Annotated in this window: 26 protein-coding genes and 1 pseudogene; 15 read left to right on the forward strand and 12 right to left on the reverse strand. The window is 42.1% G+C overall.

The features are described 5' to 3' along the window. Positions 1-35: 35 nt before the first annotated feature. The 12 genes from pckA to OFO00_RS02315 all read left to right on the forward strand — a co-directional run bounded on the left by pckA (position 36) and on the right by OFO00_RS02315 (position 14,503). Positions 36-1,619 (forward strand): phosphoenolpyruvate carboxykinase (ATP), encoded by a 1,584-nt coding sequence (pckA, locus tag OFO00_RS02260; RefSeq protein ID WP_270864709.1) that lies wholly within the window; start codon positions 36-38, stop codon positions 1,617-1,619. Beyond that, positions 1,594-2,895, forward strand: coding sequence for a CAP domain-containing protein (locus OFO00_RS02265; protein WP_270864710.1), 1,302 nt, complete (start codon positions 1,594-1,596; stop codon positions 2,893-2,895). Before pckA ends, OFO00_RS02265 begins: the two co-directional genes overlap by 26 nt. Before the next feature lie 9 nt (positions 2,896-2,904). Beyond that, complete coding sequence (gene argH / locus OFO00_RS02270) at positions 2,905-4,302, forward strand: argininosuccinate lyase (RefSeq protein WP_270864711.1); 1,398 nt, start codon at positions 2,905-2,907, stop codon at positions 4,300-4,302. After that, positions 4,272-4,943, forward strand: coding sequence for a uroporphyrinogen-III synthase (locus OFO00_RS02275; protein WP_270864712.1), 672 nt, complete (start codon positions 4,272-4,274; stop codon positions 4,941-4,943). Before argH ends, OFO00_RS02275 begins: the two co-directional genes overlap by 31 nt. 218 nt (positions 4,944-5,161) lie before the next feature. Next, positions 5,162-6,409, forward strand: coding sequence for a phosphoribosylamine--glycine ligase (gene purD, locus OFO00_RS02280; protein WP_270864713.1), 1,248 nt, complete (start codon positions 5,162-5,164; stop codon positions 6,407-6,409). Positions 6,410-6,413: 4 nt separating this feature from the next. Then, a complete protein-coding gene (locus tag OFO00_RS02285; RefSeq protein WP_270864714.1) occupies positions 6,414-6,860 on the forward strand; it encodes an RDD family protein in 447 nt (148 codons plus the stop codon). 28 nt (positions 6,861-6,888) lie between these two features. After that, positions 6,889-9,096, forward strand: coding sequence for an LPS-assembly protein LptD (locus OFO00_RS02290; RefSeq protein WP_270864715.1), 2,208 nt, complete (start codon positions 6,889-6,891; stop codon positions 9,094-9,096). Beyond that, the gene (locus OFO00_RS02295) at positions 9,093-9,827 is read left to right on the forward strand and encodes a phosphoribosyltransferase family protein (protein ID WP_270862721.1); all 735 of its coding nucleotides are present in this window, start codon (positions 9,093-9,095) and stop codon (positions 9,825-9,827) included. The genes OFO00_RS02290 and OFO00_RS02295 overlap by 4 nt, the downstream gene beginning before the upstream one ends. After that, positions 9,811-11,943 carry a polyribonucleotide nucleotidyltransferase gene (locus OFO00_RS02300; protein ID WP_270864716.1) on the forward strand — a complete coding sequence of 711 codons (2,133 nt, stop codon included), beginning with the start codon at positions 9,811-9,813 and terminating at the stop codon, positions 11,941-11,943. The genes OFO00_RS02295 and OFO00_RS02300 overlap by 17 nt, the downstream gene beginning before the upstream one ends. Before the next feature lie 12 nt (positions 11,944-11,955). Then, positions 11,956-12,810: a universal stress protein gene (locus OFO00_RS02305; protein WP_270864717.1), complete on the forward strand. Its 855-nt coding sequence runs from the start codon at positions 11,956-11,958 to the stop codon at positions 12,808-12,810. 41 nt (positions 12,811-12,851) lie between these two features. Then, positions 12,852-14,015 carry an MFS transporter gene (locus tag OFO00_RS02310; RefSeq protein WP_270864718.1) on the forward strand — a complete coding sequence of 388 codons (1,164 nt, stop codon included), beginning with the start codon at positions 12,852-12,854 and terminating at the stop codon, positions 14,013-14,015. Next, on the forward strand, positions 14,012-14,503 hold the full coding sequence (locus OFO00_RS02315) for a methylated-DNA--[protein]-cysteine S-methyltransferase (RefSeq protein ID WP_270864719.1): 492 nt from the start codon (positions 14,012-14,014) through the stop codon (positions 14,501-14,503). The genes OFO00_RS02310 and OFO00_RS02315 overlap by 4 nt, the downstream gene beginning before the upstream one ends. Position 14,504: 1 nt before the next feature. On the opposite strand, the gene OFO00_RS02320 is transcribed toward OFO00_RS02315, so the two are convergent. The 12 genes and pseudogenes from OFO00_RS02320 to OFO00_RS02380 form a co-directional block, all read right to left on the reverse strand. Then, positions 14,505-14,900, reverse strand: a complete 396-nt coding sequence (locus OFO00_RS02320) for a cyclophilin-like fold protein (RefSeq protein WP_270864720.1) — start codon at positions 14,898-14,900, stop codon at positions 14,505-14,507. A gap of 36 nt (positions 14,901-14,936) precedes the next feature. Further along, positions 14,937-15,221 carry a hypothetical protein gene (locus tag OFO00_RS02325; RefSeq protein WP_270864721.1) on the reverse strand — a complete coding sequence of 95 codons (285 nt, stop codon included), beginning with the start codon at positions 15,219-15,221 and terminating at the stop codon, positions 14,937-14,939. Positions 15,222-15,226: 5 nt separating this feature from the next. Next, positions 15,227-16,232 (reverse strand): annotated as a pseudogene (locus OFO00_RS02330) (aldo/keto reductase). Positions 16,233-16,342: 110 nt separating this feature from the next. Continuing rightward, positions 16,343-17,314 (reverse strand): aldo/keto reductase, encoded by a 972-nt coding sequence (locus OFO00_RS02340; RefSeq protein WP_333721407.1) that lies wholly within the window; start codon positions 17,312-17,314, stop codon positions 16,343-16,345. Between the two features lie 94 nt (positions 17,315-17,408). After that, positions 17,409-18,410 (reverse strand): aldo/keto reductase, encoded by a 1,002-nt coding sequence (locus OFO00_RS02345; protein ID WP_270864724.1) that lies wholly within the window; start codon positions 18,408-18,410, stop codon positions 17,409-17,411. A gap of 33 nt (positions 18,411-18,443) precedes the next feature. After that, positions 18,444-19,742, reverse strand: a complete 1,299-nt coding sequence (locus OFO00_RS02350) for an NTP/NDP exchange transporter (RefSeq protein ID WP_270864725.1) — start codon at positions 19,740-19,742, stop codon at positions 18,444-18,446. Between the two features lie 32 nt (positions 19,743-19,774). Beyond that, on the reverse strand, positions 19,775-20,398 hold the full coding sequence (locus tag OFO00_RS02355) for a flavodoxin family protein (protein WP_270864726.1): 624 nt from the start codon (positions 20,396-20,398) through the stop codon (positions 19,775-19,777). Positions 20,399-20,422: 24 nt separating this feature from the next. Beyond that, positions 20,423-20,974, reverse strand: a complete 552-nt coding sequence (locus tag OFO00_RS02360) for a flavin reductase family protein (RefSeq protein ID WP_270864727.1) — start codon at positions 20,972-20,974, stop codon at positions 20,423-20,425. 10 nt (positions 20,975-20,984) lie between these two features. Next, complete coding sequence (locus OFO00_RS02365; RefSeq protein ID WP_270864728.1) at positions 20,985-22,094, reverse strand: carboxymuconolactone decarboxylase family protein; 1,110 nt, start codon at positions 22,092-22,094, stop codon at positions 20,985-20,987. A gap of 10 nt (positions 22,095-22,104) precedes the next feature. After that, positions 22,105-22,992 (reverse strand): aldo/keto reductase, encoded by an 888-nt coding sequence (locus OFO00_RS02370; RefSeq protein ID WP_270864729.1) that lies wholly within the window; start codon positions 22,990-22,992, stop codon positions 22,105-22,107. Between the two features lie 86 nt (positions 22,993-23,078). Next, on the reverse strand, positions 23,079-23,537 hold the full coding sequence (locus OFO00_RS02375; RefSeq protein WP_270864730.1) for a hydrogenase maturation protease: 459 nt from the start codon (positions 23,535-23,537) through the stop codon (positions 23,079-23,081). Further along, positions 23,534-23,875: a formate hydrogenlyase maturation HycH family protein gene (locus tag OFO00_RS02380; RefSeq protein ID WP_270864731.1), complete on the reverse strand. Its 342-nt coding sequence runs from the start codon at positions 23,873-23,875 to the stop codon at positions 23,534-23,536. Before OFO00_RS02380 ends, OFO00_RS02375 begins: the two co-directional genes overlap by 4 nt. A gap of 161 nt (positions 23,876-24,036) precedes the next feature. Here OFO00_RS02380 and OFO00_RS02385 point away from each other — a divergent pair, with 161 nt between their 5' ends. Genes OFO00_RS02385 through OFO00_RS02395 form a run of 3 tightly spaced genes read left to right on the forward strand, consistent with a single transcriptional unit; the run spans position 24,037 to position 26,331 of the window. Next, complete coding sequence (locus tag OFO00_RS02385; protein ID WP_270858521.1) at positions 24,037-24,813, forward strand: hypothetical protein; 777 nt, start codon at positions 24,037-24,039, stop codon at positions 24,811-24,813. A 2-nt stretch (positions 24,814-24,815) separates the two neighbouring features. Continuing rightward, the gene (gene mobA / locus OFO00_RS02390) at positions 24,816-25,367 is read left to right on the forward strand and encodes a molybdenum cofactor guanylyltransferase (RefSeq protein ID WP_270864732.1); all 552 of its coding nucleotides are present in this window, start codon (positions 24,816-24,818) and stop codon (positions 25,365-25,367) included. After that, the gene (locus tag OFO00_RS02395) at positions 25,357-26,331 is read left to right on the forward strand and encodes a phospholipase A (RefSeq protein WP_270864733.1); all 975 of its coding nucleotides are present in this window, start codon (positions 25,357-25,359) and stop codon (positions 26,329-26,331) included. Before mobA ends, OFO00_RS02395 begins: the two co-directional genes overlap by 11 nt. Positions 26,332-26,761 lie beyond the last annotated feature (430 nt).

Below are 26,761 nucleotides of genomic sequence, written 5' to 3' on the forward strand. Positions count from 1 at the left end.
TTACTTATTTATAATTTTTTAAAAAAGGATTTAAGATGAGAATTCCAAATGATTTTGAAAAACTAGGAATTAGCGGTGAAAAAGAAATTTTTTATAATCTTAGCTATGATGAGCTTTTTGAGCACGAAAAACGCGCAAACGAGGGAAAGGTAAGCGATAATGGCACCTTTATGGTCGATACTGGCATTTTTACAGGTAGAAGCCCAAAAGACAAGTATTTCGTGAAGCAAGATCCAAGCGCGAAATATATCAGCTGGGGCAAAATCAACCAACCGATTAACAAAGAGCTTTTTGATAAACTTCTAGCAAAGGCCAAAAATCAGCTTTCAAACAAATCAATCTATGTCCAAGACGCGTATTGTGGTGCTAGCCTAAAAAGCCGTAAAAGCGTGCGTTTCGTAACCGAAGTAGCGTGGCAAGCGCATTTTGTAAAAAATATGTTTATCCGCCCAAGCGATGATGAGTTAGCAAATTTCCACCCAGATTTCGTGGTTTATAACGCTTGCAAATGCGTAAATGAGGATTACGCCAAAGACGGGCTAAACTCAGATGTTTTTGTTATTTTTAATGTGGAAGAAAATGTCGCAGTCATCGGTGGCACATGGTATGGTGGTGAGATGAAAAAAGGAATTTTTTCTATGATGAATTACTGGCTACCATTAGAGGGTAAAATGTCAATGCACTGCTCAGCAAATGTCGGCAAAAATGGCGATACTGCGCTATTTTTCGGACTTTCAGGCACCGGCAAGACTACACTCTCTACTGATCCAAACCGCGCGCTAATCGGCGATGACGAGCACGGCTGGGACGATGAGGGCGTGTTTAACTTCGAGGGTGGTTGCTACGCAAAATGTATAAATCTCGATCCAAGCTCAGAGCCTGAAATTTATGGTGCGATTAAACGCAACGCACTTTTAGAAAATGTCGTAGCTGACGCAAACGGCAAGGTCGATTACGCCGATGGTAGCAAGACAGAAAATACCCGTGTAAGCTACCCAATCGAGCATATCGCAAACCACGAACCAAGCCTGAGCGCAGGACATCCAAAAAATATCATTTTCCTAAGCGCTGACGCTTTTGGCGTTTTACCGCCTGTTGCGAAGCTTACAAAAGAACAAGCGATGTATTATTTCCTAAGCGGATATACTGCCAAAGTCGCAGGAACTGAACGCGGTATCACCGAGCCTGTGGCGACTTTTAGTGCTTGTTTTGGTGAGCCGTTTATGCCGCTTCATCCGACAGTTTATGCAAAACTTTTAGGCGAAAAAATCGACAAACACGGCGTAAATGTATATCTAGTAAATACAGGTTGGAGTGGCGGAGCTTATGGCGTTGGCAAACGCATGAGCATAAAGGCAACTCGTGCTTGTATAAATGCAATCCTTGATGGAAGTATCACAAAATGCGAATTTGAAAATTTTGAAAAATTTAATCTAGCCGTTCCAAAAGAGTTAGCTGGTGTTGAGACAAAACTTCTAAATCCAGCCAACACTTGGGAAAATGCTGACGAATACGCAAAAACTCGCGAGAAATTAGCGAAAATGTTTGTAGAAAATTTCAAACGCTACGAAGATGTCAAAGAGGGCGTAGAGTATGCAAAAGCCGGCCCAAAAGCTTAAAATTTGGCTTTTGTTAGGCACTGCGGGCTTGTTTTTGGGTTGCAAAGGCGAGCCTGCGAATTTAAAAGAACCGCTTCCTAGTAAAAGCGGTTTTTCTTTTTATGATACGCCGATCAACTACATAAACTATATCCGCCAAAGCTCGAATTTAAACCCATTTGCGCCAAATTCGCTTTTAGACAAGGCTGCGCTAAATCACGCCAAATATGTCGTTACAAACGATGAAGTCACCCATGATGAGAGCGAAGGAAGGGCTGAATTTAGCGGCAAAACCCCAAGTGATCGCGCATTTGCGGTAGGGTTTAACTCTGGGATTGTAGAAAATCTCTCTTACAACGCCCACGATATCAAAGCTTCAATCGACGGGCTATTAAGCGCGATTTATCATCGTTTTGGGTTTTTGACATTTGACGCAAATCTCCTTGGCGTGGGATACTACGAGCAGGGCGAAAAATCTGCTTATGTCTATGAAATGGGAAATGAGTATTTAGAGGAAATTTGCGGTGGCGGAAAGAGCCAGAGTGGGGACGGCAAATTTATCATAGGGCTTTGCAAAAATAAAAGCCTTGCCATACGAAACGAAAACTACGAGCGCACTAGATCGCTAAATACCACGCCTTACGCGCATTATCCAAACAAAGAGCCCTCGCTTGCCTTTTTTAGCCACGAGCTTCCTGATCCTGTGCCAGAGTGCGCGATTACAGCAAATCCTATTAGCATAGAATTTCACCCCCAAGCCAAACCTGTGGAAATGCTAGAATTTAGGCTATTTGATAGCGAGGGAGCAGAGATAAAAGATACTAAAATTTTGAATAAAAAAAGCGATCCAAATAGACGATTTAATGACAAACAATTCGCGCTTTTTAGCAAGGAAGTGTTTAAATTCGACGCTACTTACACGGCGGAATTTAGCTATAAGCAGGGCGAAAGGCAAGATAAAATTCGCTGGGATTTCACTACCCAAACCCCAAAATATGACTATTTTATAGTCAGTGGTGGAGAGAATTTAGCCATAAAAAACGGCAAATTTTACGATATATTTTTTGCGCCAAAAGATTGCAACGATGAGGTCAAAAACTACAAAACCAGCTACAATGGCGCAATCGACAAGCCCGAAATCCAAAACACCGCCACAAATATGCTAAGGGTGCGCGTAAATGGCGAACGGGGCGCCAAGCTCGAAATCAGCACGGATAATGGCAGGGTGGTGAGCTTGTATCTAACAGACGAGCCAAAAAATTCTAGTTTGAAACGCAAAATTATAAATTTATTCTAAGGATTATTGATGAAAAAAATGTGGGAAGGCAGGTTTAGCGAGGCTAGTAGCGAGCTTTTGGAGAGATTTAACGCTTCGATTATGTTCGATAGAGAGCTTTACGAGGACGATATCGCAGGCTCAATCGCTCATGCGAGCATGCTAGGCGATGCAGGAATCATCACCAAAGACGAAGCTAGCGCGATAAAATCTGGTTTGGAGCAAATTTTAACCGAGATTAATGAGGGGAAATTTGAGTGGAAAATCGCCGATGAGGATATCCACATGGCGGTAGAAAAACGCCTAAGCGAAATTGTAGGCAAAGAAATCGGTGGCAAGCTCCATACTGCGCGCTCTCGCAATGATCAAGTAGCCCTTGATTTCAGGCGTTTTGTAATGCGAAAAAACCGCGAAATTTCGGTTCAAATTTTAAATTTGATCAAAACCTTGCTTGAAATTTCAAACTCCCACACAGACGCTTTAATGCCGGGCTACACTCACCTCCAACACGCCCAGCCCGTGAGCCTAGCCTTTCATTTGCTAGCTTACATTAATATGTTTAAGCGAGATTATGAAAGGTTTGTTTCAAGCTTCGAGCGTGGAAATTTCAGCCCGCTTGGCTCGGCTGCGCTTGCAGGCACCCCGCACCGCATAAATCGCCACGCCACGGCTAGTGCGCTTGGATTTTATGCCCCTATGGAAAATGCTATGGACGGCGTGAGTGATAGAGATTTCGCCCTTGAAATTTTATTTAACATTAGCCTATTTTTCATGCACGCTTCAAGGCTGTGCGAAGAGCTGATTTTGTGGAGTTCGAGCGAATTTGGTTTTATCACTATCAGCGATGCGTATTCGACTGGAAGCTCGATAATGCCACAAAAGAAAAACCCCGATGTAGCCGAGCTAATCAGGGGCAAAACTGGCAGGGCTTATGGAAATTTAATGGGGCTTTTAACCGTTATGAAGGGTCTTGCTCTGGCGTATAACAAAGACATGCAAGAGGATAAAGAGGGCGTGTTTGATAGCGTAAAAGCTATTTTGGAGAGTGTTGCAATCCTAAATGAAATGCTAAAAACAGCCAAATTTAACAAAAAAAATATGCTAAGCGCGACTGAGCGTGGCCATTTAAGCGCGACTGATTTGGCGGATTTTTTGGTGCGAGAAAAGGGCGTGGCGTTTCGCGAGGCGCACTTCATCACCGGAAAATGCGTAGCCGCAGCAGAGAGAGCGGGCAAGGATCTAAGCCAAATGAGCGCAGAAGAGCTACGCTTGGTCGATGAGCGAATCACGCCTGATGCGCTTGCATTTTTGGGGCTAAAAGCTTCGATGGACGCTAGGAAATCTTTCGGCGGGGCTAGCAGTTCTAGCGTGCTAGCGCAGATCGCGAGTGTGCAAAAGTGGCTGGGCGAGAAGAGCAGCTCTATTTAGTTTCAAACACTAAATTCGACGATGAGAGGGTGATTTGGCTAAATTTATGCGAGATAAAATTTCACAAATTTAGCATAAATTCCAAATTTGACGCACTTATTTTTACCTCGAAAAATGGGGTAAAATCTTTGGAATTTAACGGCATTAAATTTGATGAAAATATCCAAATTTACGCCATTGGCAAGGCGTGCGCTGACGAGATAAGAGCCCAGGGATACAAAAATATTTTCGTAGCGCAAAACTCCCATGGCGACGAGTTTGCGCGCGAGATTGCCACGCATTTAAAGGGCAAAAGCGCGCTTTATATCAGCGCCAAAGACAGAGTGTCGAATTTACCCCAAATTTTGCACGAAAATGGCGTAAATTTGACCCATATAATCGGCTATGAAAACAGACCCAAAAAAGTCAGCATTTCGCAAAAACCAGCCACAAATTCCGTGATAATTTTTACTTCGCCACTAAATGCGAAAAGTTTTATCTCAAATTTTGGCTGGGATAGCTCATATCAGGCGATTTGCATAGGAAATAGCACGGCTAAAATTTTATCCAAATTTACAACGCCCATAATCAGCGAAAATCAAAGCATAAAAGCGTGTGTGGATTTGGCGTTTGCTTGTATTTTAAGGCAAAAAAACATATAATTTCGCTTGCCTGGGTGATGCGCCAGCGTTATTTATGAGGGTCTAACATATTTTAGTAGGCGACGATGTGATTTGCCGGTGTGACGCGGCTCGGTTTGAGGCTCTGAGCTTACGGGTTGCGACCTAAGGGCTTGTCCTAGTTGCAAGATTGGCTTTGTTTTAGGCCGAATCTTTTTCACGCAACGCTCACTTGGGCTATTTTTACACGGAGTTTTACCTTGAAAATTTTAATCATCGGCAGTGGTGGCAGAGAATACGCTATCGCACTTAGACTAAAAGAGGATAAAAATGTTTCAAATCTATATTTTGCCCCAGGAAATGGCGCGACTAGCGCACTTGGCGAAAATTTGGATTTGAAAACTTTTGAGGAACTTGCAAATTTTGCGAAAGACAACAAAATCGATTTGACGATTGTAGGCCCAGAAGATCCGCTTACAAAGGGCATTGTCGATGTATTCAAATCAAAAGGTCTAGTGATTTTTGGACCGAGTAAAGCGGCAGCTCGTTTAGAGGGCTCAAAAGCCTATATGAAGGAGTTTTTGGCTCGTAACGCTATCCGCACCGCTAGATTTTTAAACAGCGATAATTTCGAGGAAATTTCTAAATTTATCCACACCCTAGATGAAAAAGTCGTTGTCAAAGCCGACGGGCTTTGCGCAGGCAAGGGTGTAATAATCGCTCAAAACCACGACGAGGCCAGAGACGCGGCATGGGAAATGCTAAAAGGCAGTTTCGGAGATGCTGGCAAAACCGTGGTTGTCGAGGAGTATTTAGACGGGTTTGAGCTTAGCTTTTTTGCGATTTGCGACGGGGATAATTTCGTCTCTTTGCCAGTAGCCCAAGATCACAAACGATTGCTAAACCGCGATCAGGGTCCAAATACAGGCGGTATGGGCGCATACGCTCCAAGCCCGCTAGCAGATGAGGCGCTGATAAAAAGGGTCGAAAACGAAATCGTAGCTCCGACTCTAAGAGGTATGAAAAAAGACGGCAATCCGTTTTGCGGAGTGCTTTTCGTGGGGCTTATGATTGTAAAAGGAGTGCCGTATGTGCTCGAATACAATGTCAGATTCGGCGACCCTGAGTGCGAGGTTTTGATGCCTTTAATCGACGGAAATTTAAGCCAAATTTTATACGATGCAGCCACTGGCAAGCTAACAGACATCAAACTCCGCGATAAATTTGCTGTTGGCGTCGTAAGTGCTAGCGAAAACTACCCTTATAAATCTACGCCAAAAACAAAGATTAATTTAGGCAAAATTCCGGCTAACACTCACATTTGTTACGCTGGCGTTAGCGAAGAAAACGGCGAAATTTATGCAGACGGCGGAAGAGTTTTGGTAAGTGTGGGTGTAGCTAATAATATCAGAGAAGCGCGAAATTTAGCCTATGAATTAGTCAAAAATATAGAATTCGAAGGCTCTCAACACCGAAGCGATATCGCATATCAGGCACTTAGGGATTAATTAGGTGATTGCTAGTCTTCCTAAGAGAATTTTCGCCTTTATTTTAGATGAGGTGATTATGGGCGTGCTTTTTACCTTTATGCTCATTAGCACAGCTTCCGAGCCCTTGCTTGCGGCATCGCAGATGAGCGGAAGCGACCCAATGGCGCTGAATAACGCAATCGCGCCGTATTTGCCCTATTTAGTAATGGTGAAATTTTTATATCACGCGATTTTTGTATATTTTTATGGCGCGACTTTGGGAAAATTAGCCCTAAAAATAAAAGTCATCAGCGCTAGGGACGAAAATGAGAGGCTTAGCTTTGGCGTTTGCGCGTTTAGATCGGGCGTTAGGCTTGTTAGCGAAACAGCATTTTATATCGGATTTTTGTTTGCATTTTGGACGAAATTTCGTCAGAGTTTGCAGGATTTGGCAGCAAAAACCTTGGTGGTAGAAATTGAAAAAAAGTAAAATTTTAATATTAACATTTGGTGCGTTAGTGGCAAATTTGCTTAACGCAAAGGTGCAAAATGTCGAGTTAATCGCCGATAATGTCAAGCGAAACGGCTTTTTAACCATAGCCAGAGGCAATGTGACTGTGTATTCACAGGACTATTTCCTCACAGCCGATCGCGCCACTTATGATGAAAAAAACGAAATAATCGAGCTTTTTGGCAATGTAAATGCTATGCGTGGGGATAACGAAACCACCAGAGCCGAATACGTTAAAATTGATTTGAAAAACAATACCCAAGAGGGCAAAGCGACCTTTATGATGGATAAAGACGCTGAGCTTTGGATGCAAAATGATGAGAGTTGCAGTGATAGCGAGTATTACCGTGTCAAGGGCTCTGTGATATCTAGCTGTAATGTCAAAGATCCAGACTGGAAAATCAAATTTAGCAGTGGCAAGCTAAATAAAGAGAGCAAATTTTTACACCTTTTCAATCCTAGATTTTATATCGGCGATGTGCCTGTGTTTTATCTGCCGTATTTTGGCGTGCCTACTGATACTACGCGTAGGACAGGCCTCTTGCCACCTGAGGGCGGATATATCGGCGATGAGGGCGTGTATTATAAACAGCCAATTTATTTCGCGCCGTATGATAGCTGGGATTTGCAGTTAGACCCGCAGGTTCGTTCGCGCCGTGGTTTTGGTGTGTATGGGACATTTAGGTTCGCGGATTCGCCGTATTCAAGGGGCGAAATTCGTGGCGGTGTGTTTGATAATTTTACCCGCGCCCAAGAACGCTTAGAGTATAAAAATGAAAAACACCACGGATACGAGATTGAATACGATAGAAGCAAGCTAGCTGGATACCTAATCGACGGAAATTTCAAAGAAAATTTATGGATCGACTTTACGAAATTAAACGACCTTGAATACTATGATTTAAAGAGCAAAGGTGGCGTCGATGAGGACGATAACGCGCTAGTAACCTCTAAGCTAAATTATTATTTGACGACAGATGACCATTATTTCGGGCTTTATGGCAGGTATTATATCGACACTAGCAAGCTCAACCAAGATAGCGTCTTCCAAAACCGCGACACAGTCCAAGAGCTACCGACTGCGCAATATCATAAATTTATCGATGATATCTTTGTGCCAAATTTGCTCTACTCTGTGGATTTAAAGGCGCGAAATTTCACCCGCCAAGAAGGCGTTACCGCGCGCCAATACGAGCTTGATATTCCGCTTAGTTATAGTGATAAATTCCTAGGCGATTATTTGGGGCTTAGCGTGAGCGAGCGTGTGTATATGACGCATATAGATTGGAGCGATAAATACTACTACGCAAACGGCGAACTAGAAGCTGATAAAAGCACATTTTACGCCAATCAATACACCGAATTTTCAGCATTTACGGATTTGGCCAAGGCGTATGAGAGCTTTTATCATACTATGACTTGGAGGGCTGATTTAAGGATTCCTGGCTGGCAAAAGGGCGAGATTGATAAGAGAATTTTGAAATCTCATCAATACGAATACGATGAAAAAAATGGAAATTTACGCAAATCCCGCTTGGCAAGGTTACAAGATTCGCTGTATTGGGAGGATAATTTCCTTGGCGAGCTTGGCGAAGAATACACGCACGAAAATATCGCCCTTGGCATGACGCAGTATTTTTACGACAAAAATGGGCGCAAATTTATCCGCCACTCGGCTAAACAAAGCTATGATTTTGACGATGAAGAGCTGGGAAATTTCGACCATAGATTTGATATTTATTTCGCAAATGGGCTAAATTTAGGCAATCGTTTCAGATACTCGCACAAATACGATAGTTTTAGCAAGGTTCAAACCTACGCAAACTACTCGAATTCTGATTTTAGCGCGAGCATAAGCCACGCTTATACCTACGATCAATTCGGCGATGAAAACGAAAAACGATATAAAAAAGACAACTACACAATCGCAAATTTAAGCGCGAATTTGCCAGGAAATAACAAAATTTTTGGGCGCTGGGAGTATGATTTGGCTAGGTCGTATTCAAAAATGTGGAGGCTAGGTATCACGCATACGAGAAAGTGCTGGAACTACTCTTTCGTCTATCAAGAAGACATCGAGCCAAAAAACACGAGCAATGCCGATTACACCAAGGCTAAAAAAGAGCATGGATTTTACTTTTTCGTAAATTTCTACCCATTTGGCGGGGTTGGATATGATTTTTCGGTTGATACCGAGTATGGTGAAGCGCAATGATACCAAGAGCGGAATTGATGTTTGAAAACGAAGTAGAAGCAGCCGAAAAGCTAGCTGAAATTCTGCCCTCAAATGCGGTAAAAAACGAAAATTTCCTAATCATAGCTCAGTCTTTATCATCGATTTATTTGGTAAAAAGACTATCTGAAAAGCTAAATTTAAGCTATGAATTTTTATTTAGTGAGATGATTTATGCGCCAAATAATCCAGAGTGCGTGATAGCCTGTGTGAGCGAAACGCAAGAGATAGTTTTCATAGATGAACTTGTCAAAAGCTTTGGGATAAGTTTGGATTATATTTACGGGCAGGCTAGCCGCAAATATGAGGAAAAAATTTTAAAAAATGTCTATAAATTTCGCAAGGGCGCGCTCTTGCCTGACTTGGCTAGAAAAAATGTAATCTTGGTCGATGAGGGTTGCGAGAGTGGGCTTACGACAATGACATGTATAAAAACCCTAATCAAGCTAAATGCAAAGACGATTTTTTATGCTACGCCGGTTATTAGCACTGATAATGCCGAAGAGATAGAAGCCGCGGTAGATGGGCTATACGCCGTGCATAAAATAAAAGATTTTGTAAATGTGGATTTTTATTATAAAGAGAAAAAAGAGGAAAAAGCCGAGGATATTATGCAAATTTTAAATAATTGCGAATTTTACCTACCATTTCACAAAGAAAAAAACATTGATAAAAACGAAAACAAGGAGAGTAACAATGCAGTGCAAGATTGATGTAAATAATCAATTAGAAATTTTTGACATAGACAAGGTCGCAAAACAAGCAGCGGGTGCTGCGCTTATGCGTGTAGGTGATACTGTGGTGCTAGCTACGGTCGCTAGGGAAGATAGACAGGTAGAGGAAGATTTCTTGCCACTAACCGTGCAATATATCGAAAAAATGTATGCCGTGGGAAAAATCCCTGGCGGATATATCAAAAGAGAGACCAAGCCGGGCGATTTTGAGACGCTAACTAGCCGTATTATAGATCGCTCACTTCGCCCACTTTTTCCAAAAGGATATGCCTATCCTACCCAAATCGTAGTTTATGTCCTTTCAGCAGATCCTGAGGTGGATTTGCAGGTCGTGAGCCTAAATGCGGCAAGTGTGGCACTGTATCTTAGTGATATTCCTATGAAAGCCCCAGTTTGCGGTGTGCGTGTGGGTAGAATAGATGGAGAGTTTGTGCTAAATCCATCAAATTCAGCCCTTAAAAAATCAGCCCTTGATCTGTATGTAGCTGGCGTGGGCGACGAGCTTTTGATGATTGAGATGCGCTCGCTCCCTCAAATCGTAGATGGCGTCCAAAGCATGAACGAACTACCAGAGGATTTGACAGCCCAGGCGATAAATTTCGCTGCTAAGGCTATCGAAGAGGGCTCGCGCAAATACGAGGAAGCATTTTTAGCGCTTAAAAAACCAGACGCAAATTTAGAGTATAAACCAGAAATCGAAGATGAAAATATCGCCAAATATATCGACGAAAATTACAAAGACGCCGTAAAAGAGGCGATTAATCAAATGGCAAAAAGCGAGCGCGCAACCGAGCTAAATAAAATCGTAGATAAAATTTTAACCGATGAAATCACGGTGCAAAATGAGTGGCAAAAAGATGTAGTAACAAATGTCATTGGCAAATACAAACGCCAAATCATACGCGCTCAAATCATCGAAGAGCGTCGCAGAGCCGACGGACGCGCACTAAATGAGGTGCGCCCAATTTCAATCGAAACAAACATTTTGCCACGCGCACACGGCTCATGCCTCTTTACCCGCGGTCAAACACAGGCTTTGGTGGTGGCAACTCTGGGTGGAGATAGCGACGCTCAGCTTAGCGATAGTCTAACTAGCTCAGAGCCGATAGCTGAGAAATTTATGTTTAATTACAACTTCCCTGGATTTTGCGTAGGCGAAGCAAGCCCGCTAAAAAGCCCAGGTCGCAGGGAGCTAGGACACGGAAATTTGGCAAAACGAGCGATTTTTCCAAGCATTGATATAAACTCTCCTCAATCAATGCGCGTAGTAAGCGAAATTTTAGAGAGCAACGGATCTAGCTCAATGGCGTCAGTATGCGGTGGCGCACTATCGCTTCGCGCAGCCGGTGTAAAAACTATAAAACTAGTCGCAGGTGTCGCAATGGGGCTAATCTTTGAGGGTGAAAAACACGCGATTTTAACTGACATTATGGGCTTAGAAGATCACGACGGGGATATGGATTTCAAAGTCGCTGGTAGTAACGACGGAATCACCGCGCTTCAAATGGATATCAAGCTTGGCGGAATTAGCCTAGAAGTGCTAAAAGAGGCGCTAGTGCAGGCCAAAGAGGGCAGGGCGCATATATTAAATTTAATGGAGGAAGCAAACGCAAATATCGTAATCAATGAAGCCGTGCTTCCAAAACTCGAAATTTTCAGCGTCGATCCTAGCAAAATCGTCGATATCATCGGTCAAGGCGGAAAAACGATTAAGGAAATCACCGAAAAATTCGGCGTTAGCATTGATTTGGATCGCGAAAAAGGCGAGGTTAAAATCCAAGGAGCGAACAAAGACGGCGTCGATGGCGCAAAAGAGAGAATTCTCTCTATCGTTTCAAATTCGAAAGATTTCCGCAAACCGCGTGGCGATAGAGGCGATAGGCACGATCGCAAAGAGGTTAAATTTGAAATCGGCGAGGAATTTGACGGCGTAGTGCAAAGCTCGCTAGATTTTGGCACATTTATTTCACTTCGTGACGGCGTAGATGGGCTTTTAAGAGCGAAATTTATCACAACTCCATTTAAACCAGGCGATGTGGTTAGAGTGCGTGTAACAGAGCAAAAAGGTAGTAAAATTTCGCTTGAATTAGTGTAAAAAGGAGGCAAAATGGAGCTTAAAAAACTTTTTTTTCCAATCGGTGGCGGCGAAGAGTTAGAGGGCAGAATTCGTGGTGCGTTGCTTGTGAATAAATTTTTTGGCACACACATGAATATCATGGCGTGCCAGCTAGATCCTAAGATGATTTATAATGTCCGCATGACGCTAAAAGGCGGGGTTTTAATGGACGAGTTTTTGGAGTCAGCAAACGAGGAGATGAAGGCTGAGCGCGATGAAATCGGCGCAGTTTTCGAGGCAGAGTGCAAAAAAATCGGCCTTGATATGCACGAAGATGAGAGAGTGGGAAAAAGTGCTTGCTTGCGCCATTTGGTAGGAATTCGTTCTGAGCTAGTTGAAAAGCACTCTAAATACTGCGATCTTGTCGTGGTCTCAGTGCCCCCAACTGGCACGATTACGGGCACTTTCGAGGCGGCTGTTTCAAAAAGTGGCAAGCCTTGTATCGTAATCCCAAGAGAGCTAAAAAGCTTCAAAGCTGATAAAATTTTAGTCTCTCTCACTGGCACGGCTGCAAGTGCCAGAGCGCTCGATCACTCGCTAGACTTGCTCAAAAAAGCGCAAAATGTCACAATCATCACAGCCAATCACTATCTCCAAGATAGCGCAGAAGAGACTAAGCGCAGAATCACTGAGTATCTAGCACTGCACGATGTGAAAGTCGATAAATTCGAGCTTTTAAACATTGACGGCAAAATTCCAGGGCAGGTTTTGATAGACTATGCAAACAACGGCGGATACGATTTAATCGTCGCTGGACTTCACTCAAACACTGGAATTAAGGAAATTCTGCTTTCAGGAACGAGCAAATTTTTCTTGCAAAACACGCAAATTCCTGTTTTAATGTAAATTTTATATGGGATTTTCCCATATAAAATCCTAAATTTAAAATGAAAAACAAATTTGTCTATATTTTGGCATTTTCGCATTTGTGCTGTGATATAAACCAAGGCGCGCTTGTGGCGATTTTGCCGTTTTTAATCGCCAGCTATCACTACGATTACGCAACCGCAGCTAGCCTAGTCATGGTCTCAAATATCGTGGGCTCGCTAATCCAGCCCGTTTTTGGCTCGCTAGCCGATAAGAAAAACACCCCCTACATTATCCCGCTAGGACTTATTTTAGCAGGTGGCGGTATCGCGCTAAGTGGCGTTGCGCCCTCATTTGCCCTGCTTTGCGCGGTCGTGATGATCACAGGAATCGGCGTAGCGATGTTTCACCCACAAGCCGCAAGAGCCATAAATAAATGCTCTAATCCGCACAACAAAGCCCAAAATATCGGTATTTTCTCATTTGGTGGGATTTTGGGATTTTCTTTGGGACCGCTTTTCATGACAGCAGCCATTAGTGCATTTGGGCTAAAAGGCACGCTGATTTTTTTGATTCCGCAAATTTTAATTAGCACCCTGTATAAATTTTTTTACGCCGAATTTAAAAAACTTGGCGAAATTACCCCCAAAACAGCCACAAACACCCAAACTAACGGCGTCGATGAGTGGGGCGGATTTTATAAACTCATGGCGTTGATTTGTGGGCGTTCTATCATTTTTCACGGATTTAATACATTTTTGGCACTTTATTTTATCTACGAATTTGACCAAAGTAAGGCTTATGCAAACACGCTATTAAGCGCATATATTGGCGTGAGCGCGATTTTTACCCTTCTTGGTGGCAGGTTTGCCGATAAATTTGGCTTTACAAAGATGATAAAAATCTCATTTCTCTGCCTTTTGCCGATTATGATAATGCTTGCAACCGCGCAAAATTTGGGCTTTGCCGTGGTTTTATTAGCACCGCTTGGCATTTTTCTAGCTCTTTCTTATAGCCCGATTATCGCGCTTGGGCAAGGATATTTACCAAACCGCGTTGGGCTTGCTTCTGGCGTTACATTTGGGCTAACCGTTAGCATTGGCGGGATTTTTGCGCCGATTTTGGGCTTAATAGCTGATAAATTTGGACTTGGTTATGTTTTATACACACTTTGCGGTGTTTGCGTTTTGCCACTAATCATGGCGTTTTTCTTGCCAAATTTAGAAAAAAGGCAAAGCTTATGAAATATTTTTGGCGTTATAGCTCACCGCTTGGTGAGATTTTTATGCAAAGTGATGGAGTAAATTTAACAGCGCTTAAATTTGGCAAATTTAGCGATTTTGGCGCAGAATTTAAAGAGCAAAATTTGCAAATTTTTGGGGATACCTGCGCTTGGTTGGATATTTATTTTAGCGGAAATTTACCAAATTTCACACCTAAAATTTCACTAATTGGCAGCGAATTTCAGCTTGAAATTTGGCGCATTTTAATGCAAATTCCTTTTGGAGCAACCACGACTTACGGCGATATTGCGCACGAAATCTCACTAAAAAGACAAATCCCAAAAATGTCCGCCAGAGCCGTAGGCAGAGCAGTGGGAGCAAATCCAATTGCGATAATTATCCCTTGCCACAGAGTTATCGGCAGTGGCGACAAACTCACAGGCTACGCATACGGGCTGGATAAAAAAGAGTTTTTGCTAAATTTAGAAAATGCAAAATTTAGGGCTTAATTTAATCCGCTTTTTGGATTAAAACTCTTTCGCATTTTATGATTTCATCAAAACCGCTTTCGAATTTACCGAGATTTATGACGCCTTCGTAGTATGGCTGAGGTTTGTAGTAAAGCACCAAATTTCCCCACGGCGAGAAATAGCCAAGATCGCCAACCTTGCCGTCCGAACTAGGATCGCCGGCAAAATTTAGTCGCACGGGCAAATCCGCGATTTTTTCTCGCCCTGCGTAATCTTTCAAATTTAACTCTAATGGCAAATTTTCATAAAAACTCTTTGCCGCGCTAGTATCGCCCAAAACAGCCACTGCGCGGACATTTTCACAACTAAATTCTACTCTCATCTCGCCTCCAAATGCAAAAATTATACTCAAACACAAAAAAAGTAGTTTTTTCATATTTCTCCTTAAATTTATTGCCTAATCCTGCAAATTTTATTTTACCAAAATTCCGTTAGCATTTAGCCATGCTTTTATATCATCGCCGAGAGTCGCACCGCCTGAGTAATACAAAGCAAATAAATCACCGCCAACTAGCCAAGCAAGGTATTCGACGATGATTTTTGTATTTAATGTGCGAGTATAATAAACAATCAAAATTTTATGATTTTTAGCAAATTTGCTTAAATTTTCTTTTAAATTCGGGCTTAAATTTGCCACACCAAATACCGCCATAGTGGCAAAAATAGCGGTATTTTTAATAAATTCTCGTCTTTTCATCAAAATTATTTTTTACCCCAGTCTTTCATACCGCCACCTTGAAACTCTTCTATTCCCCTGTGTCCGTGGATTTCGATTTTATCAAGTGTGCTTTGAAGTTCGCTAAATTCGCTCCCACTTAATTCCACGCTCCAAGCACCTAAATTTTCTAAAATCCGCTCTTTATTTTTTGAGCCTGGAATCGGCACGACATTTGGATATTTGTGCAACATCCACGCTAAGGCGATTTGTGCAGGAGTTGCGTTTTTTCGTTTGGCAAATTCACTCACAAGCTCTACCAATGGAGCGTTTTTTTGCATATTTTCCTTTGACAACTGCGGGATAAATTTCCTAACATCATCGCTATGCGAAAAATCGCTTTTAGCGTTTAATTTGCCCGAAAGCAGACCGCTAGCTGTTGGCGAAAACGGCACCAAGCCGATATTGTTAGCTAAGCAGTATGGCAAAACTTCGCTTTCGCAATCTCGCTCGACCATGTTATAAAGATTTTGCACGGCTGAAACAGGCGTGATTTCGTGTGCTTTTTGGATAGTGTTTTTGGCAACTTGCGAAAGTCCCCAGCCACGAATTAATTTCTCATCAATCAATTTTCCCATAGCCTCAGCTACGATTTCTACGGGGATTTCAGGATTTACGCGGTGCAGATAATACAAATCAACATAATCAGTTTGAAGATTCAAGCGATTTTTCTAAATGCTTTTTGATAACCGCATACGCCGAGCCTTCGGCTGAAATTTCAGATTTGTCAAACATTAGTTTTGTAGCCAAAACCACGCTATTTCTAAATTCTTTTACAGCTTTTCCTAAAATTTGCTCGTTGTGTCCGTAGTGGTAGAGTTGTGCACCATAAACTTCGGAAGTATCGAAAAACGAACAACCAAATTCAAAAGCGGTTTTAATGGCTTCTATACTATAATCAATGCTAGGAATTTGTCCGTATCCGTGCGAAAAGCCCATGCAACCAATGCCGATTGGCGAAACTTCTATGTCGCCTAGTTTTCTTGTTTTCATCTTTTTCTCCTTTAAATTTTTGTTTGCGTTTAGTAAATTTACACCAAATTTACAACTATGCCTAAAATCAGCGAATTTTTCAAAAAATTTCTTCGTTGCATAAAAGCCCCTTAATCAGGCAACTTCCAGCTGTTTAACCTTTCTACCGTCGCAGGGTCGTTGTGATAAACTTCGCTAAAAAGGGATTTTTGCTCGTCCATATTGGCGATTGTTTGCATATCGTTTGTGCTAAGCTCGAAGTCAAAAACGCTGAAATTTTCTATCATGCGTTCTTTGCGAGTGGTTTTTGGTATGACGATGATGTCAAGCTGAATAAGATAGCGCAAAATCGTTTGCGCCACGCTCTTGCCGTATTTTTCGCCGATTTTTTTGAGAATTGGGTTATTAAACATATCGTTTCTACCCTCGCCAAAACTCGCCCAGCTTTGCACCGCAATGCCATATTTTTTGGCGATTTCGCGGTCAAATTTACGCTGATGAAATGGATTTAGCTCGATTTGATTAACGGCGGGTTTGATTTCGTTATTTAGGGCGAAATCCACAAGGCGATCAGGATAAAAATTGCTAACGCCGATTGATTTTATGCGCCCTTCGTTTTTTAGCCTACTCATCGCGCGCCACGCTCCGTAAATGTCGTTATATGGCTGGTGGAGCAAAAGCAAATCAAGATAATCTAAGCCCAGCTTTTTCATACTAGCTTCAAAACTGCGTAAAACGCCACTTTCTGTCGCGTTGCTAACCCAAATTTTGGTTGTGATAAAAAACTCTTCTCGCTTAATCCCGCCTTTAATAGCCGAATTTACCGCCGCTCCCACGCCAAGCTCATTTTGATATGCCTGAGCCGTGTCAATAGAGCGGTATCCCACGCTAATGGCGTCTTCAACGCACCTTTGGGTGTCGTTTTGTGGGATTTGATACGCGCCGTATCCTAAAATAGGCATTTTGTTGCCATCATTTAAAGTGATAAATTTCATAGTTTCTCCTTTTAAATTTTGCGAATTCGCGTTTAAATTTAGCGCACCGCCAAGCAGTGCCACGCTACCTAAGATCGCAGAATTTTTTAAAAATTCTCGCCTTTGCATAAAAATCCTTTCGGCAAATTTGATGAAATTTTAGCAAATTTGAGAGTAAAATTCATAGAACAATACTCCAAATTCCTTGCTAATCCTGCAAATTTTATTTTCGCTCGATTCGCTCTGGACCGCCTTTATTGATAGCGCCTACCACTTTGTGCGGGACATACAGCTCTTCAAGATATTTGATCTCACTCTCATCAAGGCTGATTTCAAGGGCTTTTACCCAGTCGTCTAAATGCTCTGTTTTGATTGCGCCAAGAACTGGGCTATCCACGCCCTTAGCAAAGTGCCAAGACAAAGCGATTTGCGCCATACTCACACCACGATTTTTTGCTATTTCATCAATCCTAGCGATGATTTTTAAGTCGCTTTCTTTAAATTCGTCGTATTTTACGCGCAAAACCTTGTCTTCATTTACTCGCTTTGAATACCCATCCCACGAAGTGTGAGCTAGATGACCGCCAGCTAGTGGGCTATACGGCGCGATACTTGTGCCAAACTGCCTACACACGGGGATCAAATCTCGCTCATCTTCCCTATAAATCAGGCTATAATGGTTTTGCATAACGCTAAATTTGGTTAAATTTTCCCTTTCGGCGCATAGTTGCATGTTAAAAAACTGATAGCCATACATCGCACTAGCCCCGAGCGCACGGACTTTTCCGGCTTTTACTAATTCGTGCAAAGCGCTCATAGTCTCAAAAATTTCGTGGTCGTAGTCGAAACGATGTATCATATACACATCGACATAGTCCATATTTAGGCGTTTTAGTGAGCCTTCGATTTCACGCATGATTGCCGTTTTACTTAGTTTGCCTTCGTTGAAAAATACCTTAGTTTCGATGATGACATCTTCTCTTTTGACGCCTAAATTTCGAAGCGCCTTGCCTAGATAAATCTCAGAATCGCCGTTGGTATAGACATTTGCAGTATCAAAATAATTTATACCAAGCTCCAATGCCCTTGCGACGACCTTTTCGCAGGTTTTCTCGTCCCCGTCAGTCCAAGTAAGAAAGTTTGGATTTGGTCTGCCAAAACCCATACAGCCAAGGCAAATTTGCGAAATTTTAATATCAGTTTGCCCTAAATTTGTGTATTTCATAATTTCTCCTTTTATTGCCTAATTCTGCAAATTTTATTTTAATTTTTCATATTTTTTACTTAAATTTAGTCCCAAAATTCCCCAAACAAACGAAATTATTGCACCCAAAATCAAAACTCCACTCACGCCAAATTTAGCTAGTGCTATGCCCTCGACCTGCGATGAGAGCGCGTCTCCACCGCGATAAACGACCGTGTCAAGGAAGTTTTTGACTTTGTATTTGCTCTCACTATCAAGCGGGACAAAAAGCATTTCGCGAGCTGGTTTCACAAGGGCGTATTCGCCGATTCTGCGCAGGCTCATCACAAGTGCAATGCCCCAAAATGCTGGGTGTGTGAAGCTTAGCATAATAAATCCCAGCGCAATCGCAAATCCAAGCAGAGCCAAAAGCCACTTTATGCCAAAAAATTTAGCGATTTTTGCCGTTAGGAAAATTTGTATAAAAAAACTAGCGCTTTGCACGATGAGATCGATGTTTGCAAAGGCTGCGGCTCTGGCTTCGCGCGTCTCAAAGACGGCTCGGACGATTCTAGCTTGTTCCATGTATAAAAATGTGCTAACGCTTGTAAGCAATAAAACAAAGCCTACAAAAGATAGCAAATAGGGCGATTTAGCGATGATTTTAAAGCCATCAAGCGGGTTTTTGCTAGGTAGTGGAGTGCTAAATTTTTGAGTGAAATTTGCTTTTTCGCTCTCGTTTTGGAGCAAATTTAGCCCCTCTTTTATGATTAAATTTTTCAAAATCAAGGCAAAAAGTAGCAAAAACGCCGATAAAAATATGAAATTTTGCGTCGAAACTTCTCGCAAAAAACTAACCAAACTAGCCCCTGCAATCCCGCCTAAACTAGCTCCCGCGCTGATTATGCCAAACATTGATTTGCTCGTTTCTTTGCTAAAAACATCTGCTAAAACACTCCAAGCCGAGCTTATGACAAAGAGATTAAAAACGCTAACCCAAATGTAAAAAACCCTGCAAAGTGTGGCAAATGCGGGGCTTTGGGCGTCAATAAATCTCATGGCCACGAAAAATCCTAGCAAATTTAGGGCAAAAAATATAAAAATGGCGTCGGTGTAGAGTTTGCGCCTAATAGCCCCGCTTAGCCACATAGCTAAAACAGAACAAACAATCGTAGCGACAAAAGTGCCTAAAAATAGCCATTTTAGCTCGTCGCTTCCGCCGTGAATCCCAAGCGCATCGCGAATCGGGCGGAGTAGCGCATACGAGCAAAAAAGCGAAAAAATAAAAAACGCGCTGTAAAGCAAAAGCTTGAATTCTTCGCGCTTTATCTCAAAAATTGAGTGAATTTTATCTGTAAATTTCGCCTTATTCATTTAAAATTTGCCTACGATAAATTTTTGCGCATTTACCTAATGAAATTTGTCAAAATTTGCTCTTCATACTCAGGCATAGCAACGGCGTTTTTGGCAAATTCTTTGTTTTTGACAAACCAAGCGATATTTTTGGCTAGTGTTCGCATGGTCTGCAAGCCCTCTTCGTCCTTTGGAAGGTCATCGGGCGTCATGGCGTGGGCTTCGTTCCAATACTGCGAACCAGCCAAAAACATATTTGCAATCGTAAAAAATTTATTTAGCCTATCGAAACTCGCACTAGCCCCGCCACGCCTAGCTATAAGGACGCTTGCGCCGATTTTACCGCTAAATTTATTTCCGCCTACGAAAAACAGCCTTGTCAAAAACGCCTGAATTCTAGCTGTGGGTCCAGCGTAATACACAGGGCTTCCAGCCACGATGCCATCAAATTCATCAAGCCTTTGGATTATGTCATTTACCAGATCGTCTTTTATGGCACAACGCCCTGTTTTGGTGCAAGAAAAACAGGCAATGCAATCATTTATCGCCTTTTTGCCAAGGTATAAAATTTCGCTTTGAACGCCGTTGTTTTCAAGCTCTTTTGCGATTTCGCTTAACGCTAAATTTGTGCTTCCGTTTTTGTTCGGACTGCCGTTTATGAGTAGAATTTTTGACATATTTGCTCCTTAAATTTGCTAAATTTACACGCCTTTGCCGTCAAGATAAAATTTTTTCCCTGCGACATAATGAAGCGTTTTTAGCTCATCGCCAACTTCATCAAAACGCCAATGTGAGCCGTCAAAAACTCTATCATCGCCATAAGCTGCCACAACCTGCCCGATAAAAAGGTCGTAAGTTTGCTCGTTGTGAGGCTCCGGGATAACCTTGCAAATAATCCACGCAGCGCAACCTGCGACTAGCGGAACTTTGAAGCCATCTTTATAAAACAGCTCCACGCCGTCCATTTTATGCGGGTTGTCGAAGCGAGAATTGTTTTCATCGCCCAAATTTAAAAGCAAATCTTTTTGCGTGGCGACGGGGATTTGCACGGCAAAATATACGCTTTTTTCGATAAGAGTGCGTGTAAATGAGCCATTGTGCGGCACTATCGTGACTTTGTCGTAATCCAGCGGACACGCCCAAGTAACCGCCATAGCGTTTTTTACGCCCTCAAATTCAGCCGAGACTATCGTCGTGGCACCGTGGTTTAAAATGTGGTAGGATTTTTGAATATCGACATTAATAATTGCCATTTTTTGCTCCTTATTTTAGCTTTTTATACTGCTCGTCGCTTACAGGTTCTAGCCACTCGTTGCTAGCTTTCACGCCCTCGACTTCTACGGCGATATGGGCAAACCAGCTATCTTTTGCCGCGCCGTGCCAGTGTTTGACGCCAGCTGGTATATTTATGACATCTCCTGGTTTCATTTCCATGGCTTCCTTGCCCCATTCTTGGTAGTATCCGCGACCTGCTGTGGCGATTAAAATTTGACCGCCACCGCTTTTAGCGTGGTGGATATGCCAGTTGTTGCGGCAGCTCGGCTCAAAGACCACATTATACATTTTGACTTGTTGGGTCGAGATAGCGTTTAGGTAGCTGTTTCCGCTGAAATACTTCGCATACGCGCTGTTTAGTTCGCCCACGCCAAATGGGCTAATTTTGGCAAATTCGTCCTTGCTCATGGCGCTAGGATTGCTAAATTTAGCTGAATTTGAAATTTTTAAAATCTCATTAATTTGCGCGTCGCTAACGCCGTTTAGTTTAGCGATTTTTATGTGAGCGTCCCTTTGTGGCTCGGTGCCACTCATCGCCGCTAATGCTGCGACCGTGATGATCTCGCGTTCCTTCCACGAAAAAATCTCGCTCGCAAAAATATCGCCAAATAAATGCGCCTTCAAATAATAATCCACATCTGCGCTAAGTGCGCTTAAATCGACTTTACCGCCCACTAAATCGGTTTGTGTTTTAGAGCCGATTTCAAGGCTATTTAAATTTTTCTCTATGATTTTATTTTCCGTGCCTTGTGTGGTTTTTAAGCCCATTTTTTCGCGCTCTTTAAGCGAAACGCTCAAAACGCCAAGCCCATTTAGGGCTTTTGGGAAGCCACAATACGCATAAAGTTGCGCCATTAAATCTTTAATCTCAGCCACGCTTATACCGCTATCAAGCGCAGAATTTACAGCAGTTTTTAATTCGTTTAAATTTGAACTAGCTAAAAACGCTGAAATTTTGGTTAAATTTAGCTCTTTTTGGTTTAAATTTTTGATTTCGCTTTGTGAAATTTGCATATTCTCCCCCGTTTCATTTGCCATGCAAACCCCGCAAAATAGCGAAGTTATGGCTAGTGTTAAGATTGATTTTTTAAAAAACATACTCTCTCCTTTAAAAATTTTCAAGATTTGCGATTTTTTTCATATCATCATCGCTTAAATTAAAATCAAAAATGCTGATATTTTCGATCATACGGGACTTTGTCGCGGTTTTTGGGATAGTGATGATATTTCTTTGTATTTGCCAACGCAAAATCACCTGCGCCGCGGTTTTGCCGTATTTCTCGCCGATTTTTTGAAGCGTTTCGTTGTTTAAAATTTTCGCACTACCTGAGCCAAAAGGCGAATAGGCTTGTGTGGCGACACCAAGCTTGTCAAGCCCGTTTTGCGCCAAAATTTGCTGTTTGAAGGGGTGAAGCTCGATTTGATTAAGCGCGGGTTTTATAGCAAATTCATCGCAAAGCTCTCGCACTAAATCCACGCTAAAATTGCTAACGCCGATTGATTTTATTAGTCCCTTTTCTACTAGCTCACAAAACCCAGCCCAAATACCCTTAATATCGCCATAAGGAGCGTGGATTAGATACAAATCAATATAATCAAATTTAAGCGCATCTAGGCTTTCATAAACTGCCCTTTTTGCGCCCTCAAAGCCCACATTTGCGCCCCATTGAAGCTTTGAAGTTACGAAAATTTTGCTTCTAGTGATACCGCTATTTCGCACAGCTTCGCCCACGATCTCTTCGTTGCGATAATACTGCGCCGAGTCAATGTGGCGATATCCCACTTCTAGGGCATTTTCTATGGCTTTTAGCCCGTCCTTGCCACGAATATCCCAAGTCCCGTATCCTAAAATAGGGATTTTCGCGCCGTTATTTAGAGTGAAATTTGGAACTAAATTTTGCATTTTTGCCCCCTTACTTGCAAAAAGCGAATTTGCGCTCACAATTACGCCTGCGCCAAAAATTACAGAATTTTTTAAAAAACTTCGTCTTTGCATAAAATTTCCTTGCGAGAGGTTAAATTTGCAGAAATTTTACCAAATTTGGGGTGGAATTTGGTAGAACAATCCTCCAAATCCCTTGCCTAATCCTGCAAATTTTTATCTAATTCTTTGATTTTTTCGATTGCAAGAAGTGCGCCAGTTTTGGCTGTATCAGAGAGCGCGGAGGAAAATTCGCCCAAATTTAGCAAATCAACCTTAATGCCTAAAAATAGTATTTTTGGGATAAATTCGCGCAGGTATTTGATCCACACGCACGCTGGGATATTGTGCGCGCTGTAAAAATAACTCACATCATCGCTTAAATCCACGAATTCGCACTCAAATTTGGCGTTTTCGTCCATTATCACGCCGATTGCATCGACAGCGACTAAAATTTCTGGCGCGTAAGCTCTGATTTTGGAAAATTCATTTTCTGGCATGTCCCCGCCAAAAAATACTTCCCAGCCAGGAAGCTCGCGCATGGCGATTTTACCGACCTGCGCGCCAACGCCGTCATCGCCACGAAGCTCGTTTCCTACGCACAAAATCGCTTTTTTCATCTAAAAACTTTCCTAAGCGTTAAATAACCCTCATCTAAATTCTTTAAAAACTCACCCAAAGCCGAATTTTTAAGGCTTTGCAAAAGTTTTATGGCGTGCTCTGGGAAAATTTCGATTTCGTTTATCGTGGCGATATTTCCTAGCTTAAATTTCGCGTATTCATCGCCCGCGCTTAGTATCTCTTCCCACTCATTTTCGCTAAATTCGCAAATCTTCTCGCTAAAATCAATCGTGCCAACCCCATGCCCAAGGCTCGTAAAAATGGTGATATCCCTAAATTTCGGCGCAGCGTCTGGCTCATCTACATGGCGTTTTGTCAGCTTCCAAACCTCTATCATAATCTTGCCTTAAATTTGAAATTTTGCGAAATTATACAGATAAATTCTTAATTATTAAAATTTAAAAAAATCCAAAATTTTGCCCTTTATTTGCTATAAAAGTAGTATAATCTTTCACTTAAAAGCAAAAGGCTTTTAGGACAAATTTTAAGGAGGGCGGTATGAAGGTTGTAAGTATTGTTGTAGTAGATGGCAGTGTCGTAAATGAATCTGATTTGATTACAAGTATTGCGTCGTATGATGATTTTAGCGCGATTAGCGCAGAGCTTCGAAAAGCCCTGAAAAAAAATTATATTAACAAGTCGCAATATACGAAAATTTACAAAAAAATCACCGCGCAAACTGGGTTTTCGCGCGCGAAATTTGACTATACCCCATACGCGAAAGATATCGAGGAGCTGGTTTCAAGAGGATACACGGTCAAAGCGATTTTGGCCCATATCGGCGAGAAGGACGCGGAGTTTAAAAAATCTGTGAGCGCTTCGGGGCTAACGCACTTCATAGCTACGAATTGTAAGGACGAAAAAAACAAAATTCGCGCAATTGCAAAGAGCAAAAACGAGCTTTTGCAAGCGTATAAATTTGAGCTTAAAAAGCTCCATTTCAAGGGCATTTCTGACAAAGATATTTTGAGAGTAATGAGGGAAAAATACCCTGAGGATTTCACCAAAATCACAGAGGCGCAAATCCATGAGTTTATAGAAACCAACGCCAAACTCGATATGGGGCGCAAAATCTCGCTTCTTAAAAAACCAAGCCTGTATGATGAGCATTTCGACGAGATTATGAGCTTGTATAAAAGCGGCATGAGGGTCTATGATATCTGGAAAACACTAAGGCAAAAATACCCAAAACTAGCCAAACTTCAAGCCCCAAGCCTGTATCATTTTATCGGAAATAACGCGCTTGGCAAGGCAAAATATATGCAAGAAGGATAGGCTTGGGCGAGCCTAGAATTTGCGTGATTTTGTGCGGCGGCAAAAGCTCTCGCTTTGGCAGGGATAAGGCAGTAGAGCCATTTTTGGGCGAGCCTAGCATGACGCATTTTTGTTTTAAAAGGTATTCGCGCATTTTTTCGCAGGTTTTCGTCTGCGCAAAATCGCAAAAATTTAGCCCACCACTTCCTTTGATTAAAGACGATTTTAAGGATTTTTCGCCTATGGGCGCGCTGTATTCGGCGCTTAGGGGATTTGCTGGGGAAAGGGTTTTCATCGTGCCTGCTGATACTCCATTTGTGAGCGAAGAGGCAATCCGCGCGCTTTGGGAGAGCAGGGCTGAGATTTCGCTTGCAAGCGATGGCGAAAAAACGCATAATTTATGCGGATTTTTTAGCGGGGATTTAGCGGAGCGTGCGCTGAAATTTTACCGCGAAAACAACCATAAAATCGGCGAATTTATTACTTCTTGCGATAGTGAAATTTTAAAATTTAAAGACAAAGCGCAGTTTTTAAATATCAATTACGAAAGCGATTTAGAAAAAGTTGAAAACTAAAATTTTATTTTTGGCGCTATTTAGCGTTTTGTGCGCAGATGATGGCGAAATTTTGGCGAAAGCTAGGGATTTTGAGGCAAAGGGCGATTATAAAAACGCTATGATTTATTACAAAAAATTAGCCCTTGCAAACACTAGCGCGCAAAATTCAAGCAGAATTTCAAAGCCAAATTTGGCGTCAAATTCAAATGAAATTTCGGCGCAGTATCCGAAAAAGCAAAATTTAGCGAATTTAGACTTGAATTCCACGCCAAAACCAAGCAAAAAACAGAATTTTAGCGAATTTTTGGGCATTAAATATTACGAGCCAATTTATGCAGTTTTTACTCACGATCATCATAAAAAAGAGGGTCGTAGCCCCAATGAAGCGCACTTTGCGTTTAGTTTCGAACGGCCTATAAGCTATGATTATTTTGGCTTTGGCGAGAAAATTTCCTTTGCTTACACGCAAAATTCGTGGTGGCAAATCACCGCTGATAGCGCGCCATTTAGGGAAAATAACTACAAGCCAGAGCTTTTTATGAGCCTAGCGCCAGATTTTGCCGATGAGCTAAAACTTGGCGTTTTGCACGAATCAAACGGCAAGGACGGGGCGGATTCGCGCTCGATAAATCATCTTTACGCGCAAAGTTCGTGGAGGTTTGGGGGCTTTGAAATCACGCCGAGACTTTGGTATGCTTTCGGGCTAGATCAGCGCAACAAGGACATTAGCGAGTATATGGGGTATGGGGATTTGCGCGCTTCGTATAGTTTCGGGCGACACAAAGTCATGGCCAAATGGCGCAACAATCTGCGTTTAAACTCGCAAAATCGCGGTGCAATCGAGCTTGATTTTATATTTCCGCTATTTAACAGCGGGCTTTATGGGTATTTTAGGTATTTTAGCGGATACGCTGAGAGCCTAGCGGATTATAAAAAAAGTGTCGATAAAATCGGCCTTGGCGTTTCGTTTGTGGAATTTTAAATTTTGCCAAATACTGACCTTGATTTTTGTATAATTTGTCATTGCGAGAATTTTGCGTAGCAAAATTTGTGGTAATCTATGAGTTTAAAATTCCTTGCGCCAAATTCGCTGTCATTGCGAGAAAACGAAGTTTTCGAAGCAATCCAGGGAAATTTAAATTCAAAATTCAACTCGAATTTAGCATTGAACGATTTTTTCAATTTTAGATTGCGCCGTGCTTTTCTCGTAAGGGGGAAGGGGGCTTGAATTGCGAGGTCGCGCCCCTTCCCCCTTACAATCCCCCAACCCCCGACGACGCTTTTAAGGTGGCTAAATTTAGAAAAACTTCGTTTTTCTAAATTTAGCTGATTTAATTTTACTGAAATGCTTCGCATTTCTTTGGGTGGTAGATTAAACGAATTTGAAAAGTCAAAATTTATAAAATTTTAGA

The sequence above is a fragment of the Campylobacter sp. VBCF_04 NA7 genome, from assembly GCF_027737405.1.
Taxonomy (GTDB): domain Bacteria; phylum Campylobacterota; class Campylobacteria; order Campylobacterales; family Campylobacteraceae; genus Campylobacter_B.

What these genes read in the sequence shown, in the direction of transcription:
- pckA (WP_270864709.1), top strand. Translation starts at nt 36, where the DNA reads ATGAGAATTCCAAATGATTTTGAAAAACTAGGAATTAGCGGTGAAAAA.
- OFO00_RS02265 (WP_270864710.1), top strand. Translation starts at nt 1,594, where the DNA reads ATGCAAAAGCCGGCCCAAAAGCTTAAAATTTGGCTTTTGTTAGGCACT.
- argH (WP_270864711.1), top strand. Translation starts at nt 2,905, where the DNA reads ATGAAAAAAATGTGGGAAGGCAGGTTTAGCGAGGCTAGTAGCGAGCTT.
- OFO00_RS02295 (WP_270862721.1), top strand. Translation starts at nt 9,093, where the DNA reads ATGATACCAAGAGCGGAATTGATGTTTGAAAACGAAGTAGAAGCAGCC.
- OFO00_RS02300 (WP_270864716.1), top strand. Translation starts at nt 9,811, where the DNA reads ATGCAGTGCAAGATTGATGTAAATAATCAATTAGAAATTTTTGACATA.
- OFO00_RS02305 (WP_270864717.1), top strand. Translation starts at nt 11,956, where the DNA reads ATGGAGCTTAAAAAACTTTTTTTTCCAATCGGTGGCGGCGAAGAGTTA.
- OFO00_RS02310 (WP_270864718.1), top strand. Translation starts at nt 12,852, where the DNA reads ATGAAAAACAAATTTGTCTATATTTTGGCATTTTCGCATTTGTGCTGT.
- OFO00_RS02315 (WP_270864719.1), top strand. Translation starts at nt 14,012, where the DNA reads ATGAAATATTTTTGGCGTTATAGCTCACCGCTTGGTGAGATTTTTATG.
- OFO00_RS02320 (WP_270864720.1), bottom strand. Translation starts at nt 14,900, where the DNA reads ATGAAAAAACTACTTTTTTTGTGTTTGAGTATAATTTTTGCATTTGGA.
- OFO00_RS02325 (WP_270864721.1), bottom strand. Translation starts at nt 15,221, where the DNA reads ATGAAAAGACGAGAATTTATTAAAAATACCGCTATTTTTGCCACTATG.
- OFO00_RS02340 (WP_333721407.1), bottom strand. Translation starts at nt 17,314, where the DNA reads ATGCAAAGGCGAGAATTTTTAAAAAATTCTGCGATCTTAGGTAGCGTG.
- OFO00_RS02345 (WP_270864724.1), bottom strand. Translation starts at nt 18,410, where the DNA reads ATGAAATACACAAATTTAGGGCAAACTGATATTAAAATTTCGCAAATT.
- OFO00_RS02350 (WP_270864725.1), bottom strand. Translation starts at nt 19,742, where the DNA reads ATGAATAAGGCGAAATTTACAGATAAAATTCACTCAATTTTTGAGATA.
- OFO00_RS02355 (WP_270864726.1), bottom strand. Translation starts at nt 20,398, where the DNA reads ATGTCAAAAATTCTACTCATAAACGGCAGTCCGAACAAAAACGGAAGC.
- OFO00_RS02360 (WP_270864727.1), bottom strand. Translation starts at nt 20,974, where the DNA reads ATGGCAATTATTAATGTCGATATTCAAAAATCCTACCACATTTTAAAC.
- OFO00_RS02365 (WP_270864728.1), bottom strand. Translation starts at nt 22,094, where the DNA reads ATGTTTTTTAAAAAATCAATCTTAACACTAGCCATAACTTCGCTATTT.
- OFO00_RS02370 (WP_270864729.1), bottom strand. Translation starts at nt 22,992, where the DNA reads ATGCAAAGACGAAGTTTTTTAAAAAATTCTGTAATTTTTGGCGCAGGC.
- OFO00_RS02375 (WP_270864730.1), bottom strand. Translation starts at nt 23,537, where the DNA reads ATGAAAAAAGCGATTTTGTGCGTAGGAAACGAGCTTCGTGGCGATGAC.
- OFO00_RS02380 (WP_270864731.1), bottom strand. Translation starts at nt 23,875, where the DNA reads ATGATAGAGGTTTGGAAGCTGACAAAACGCCATGTAGATGAGCCAGAC.
- OFO00_RS02385 (WP_270858521.1), top strand. Translation starts at nt 24,037, where the DNA reads ATGAAGGTTGTAAGTATTGTTGTAGTAGATGGCAGTGTCGTAAATGAA.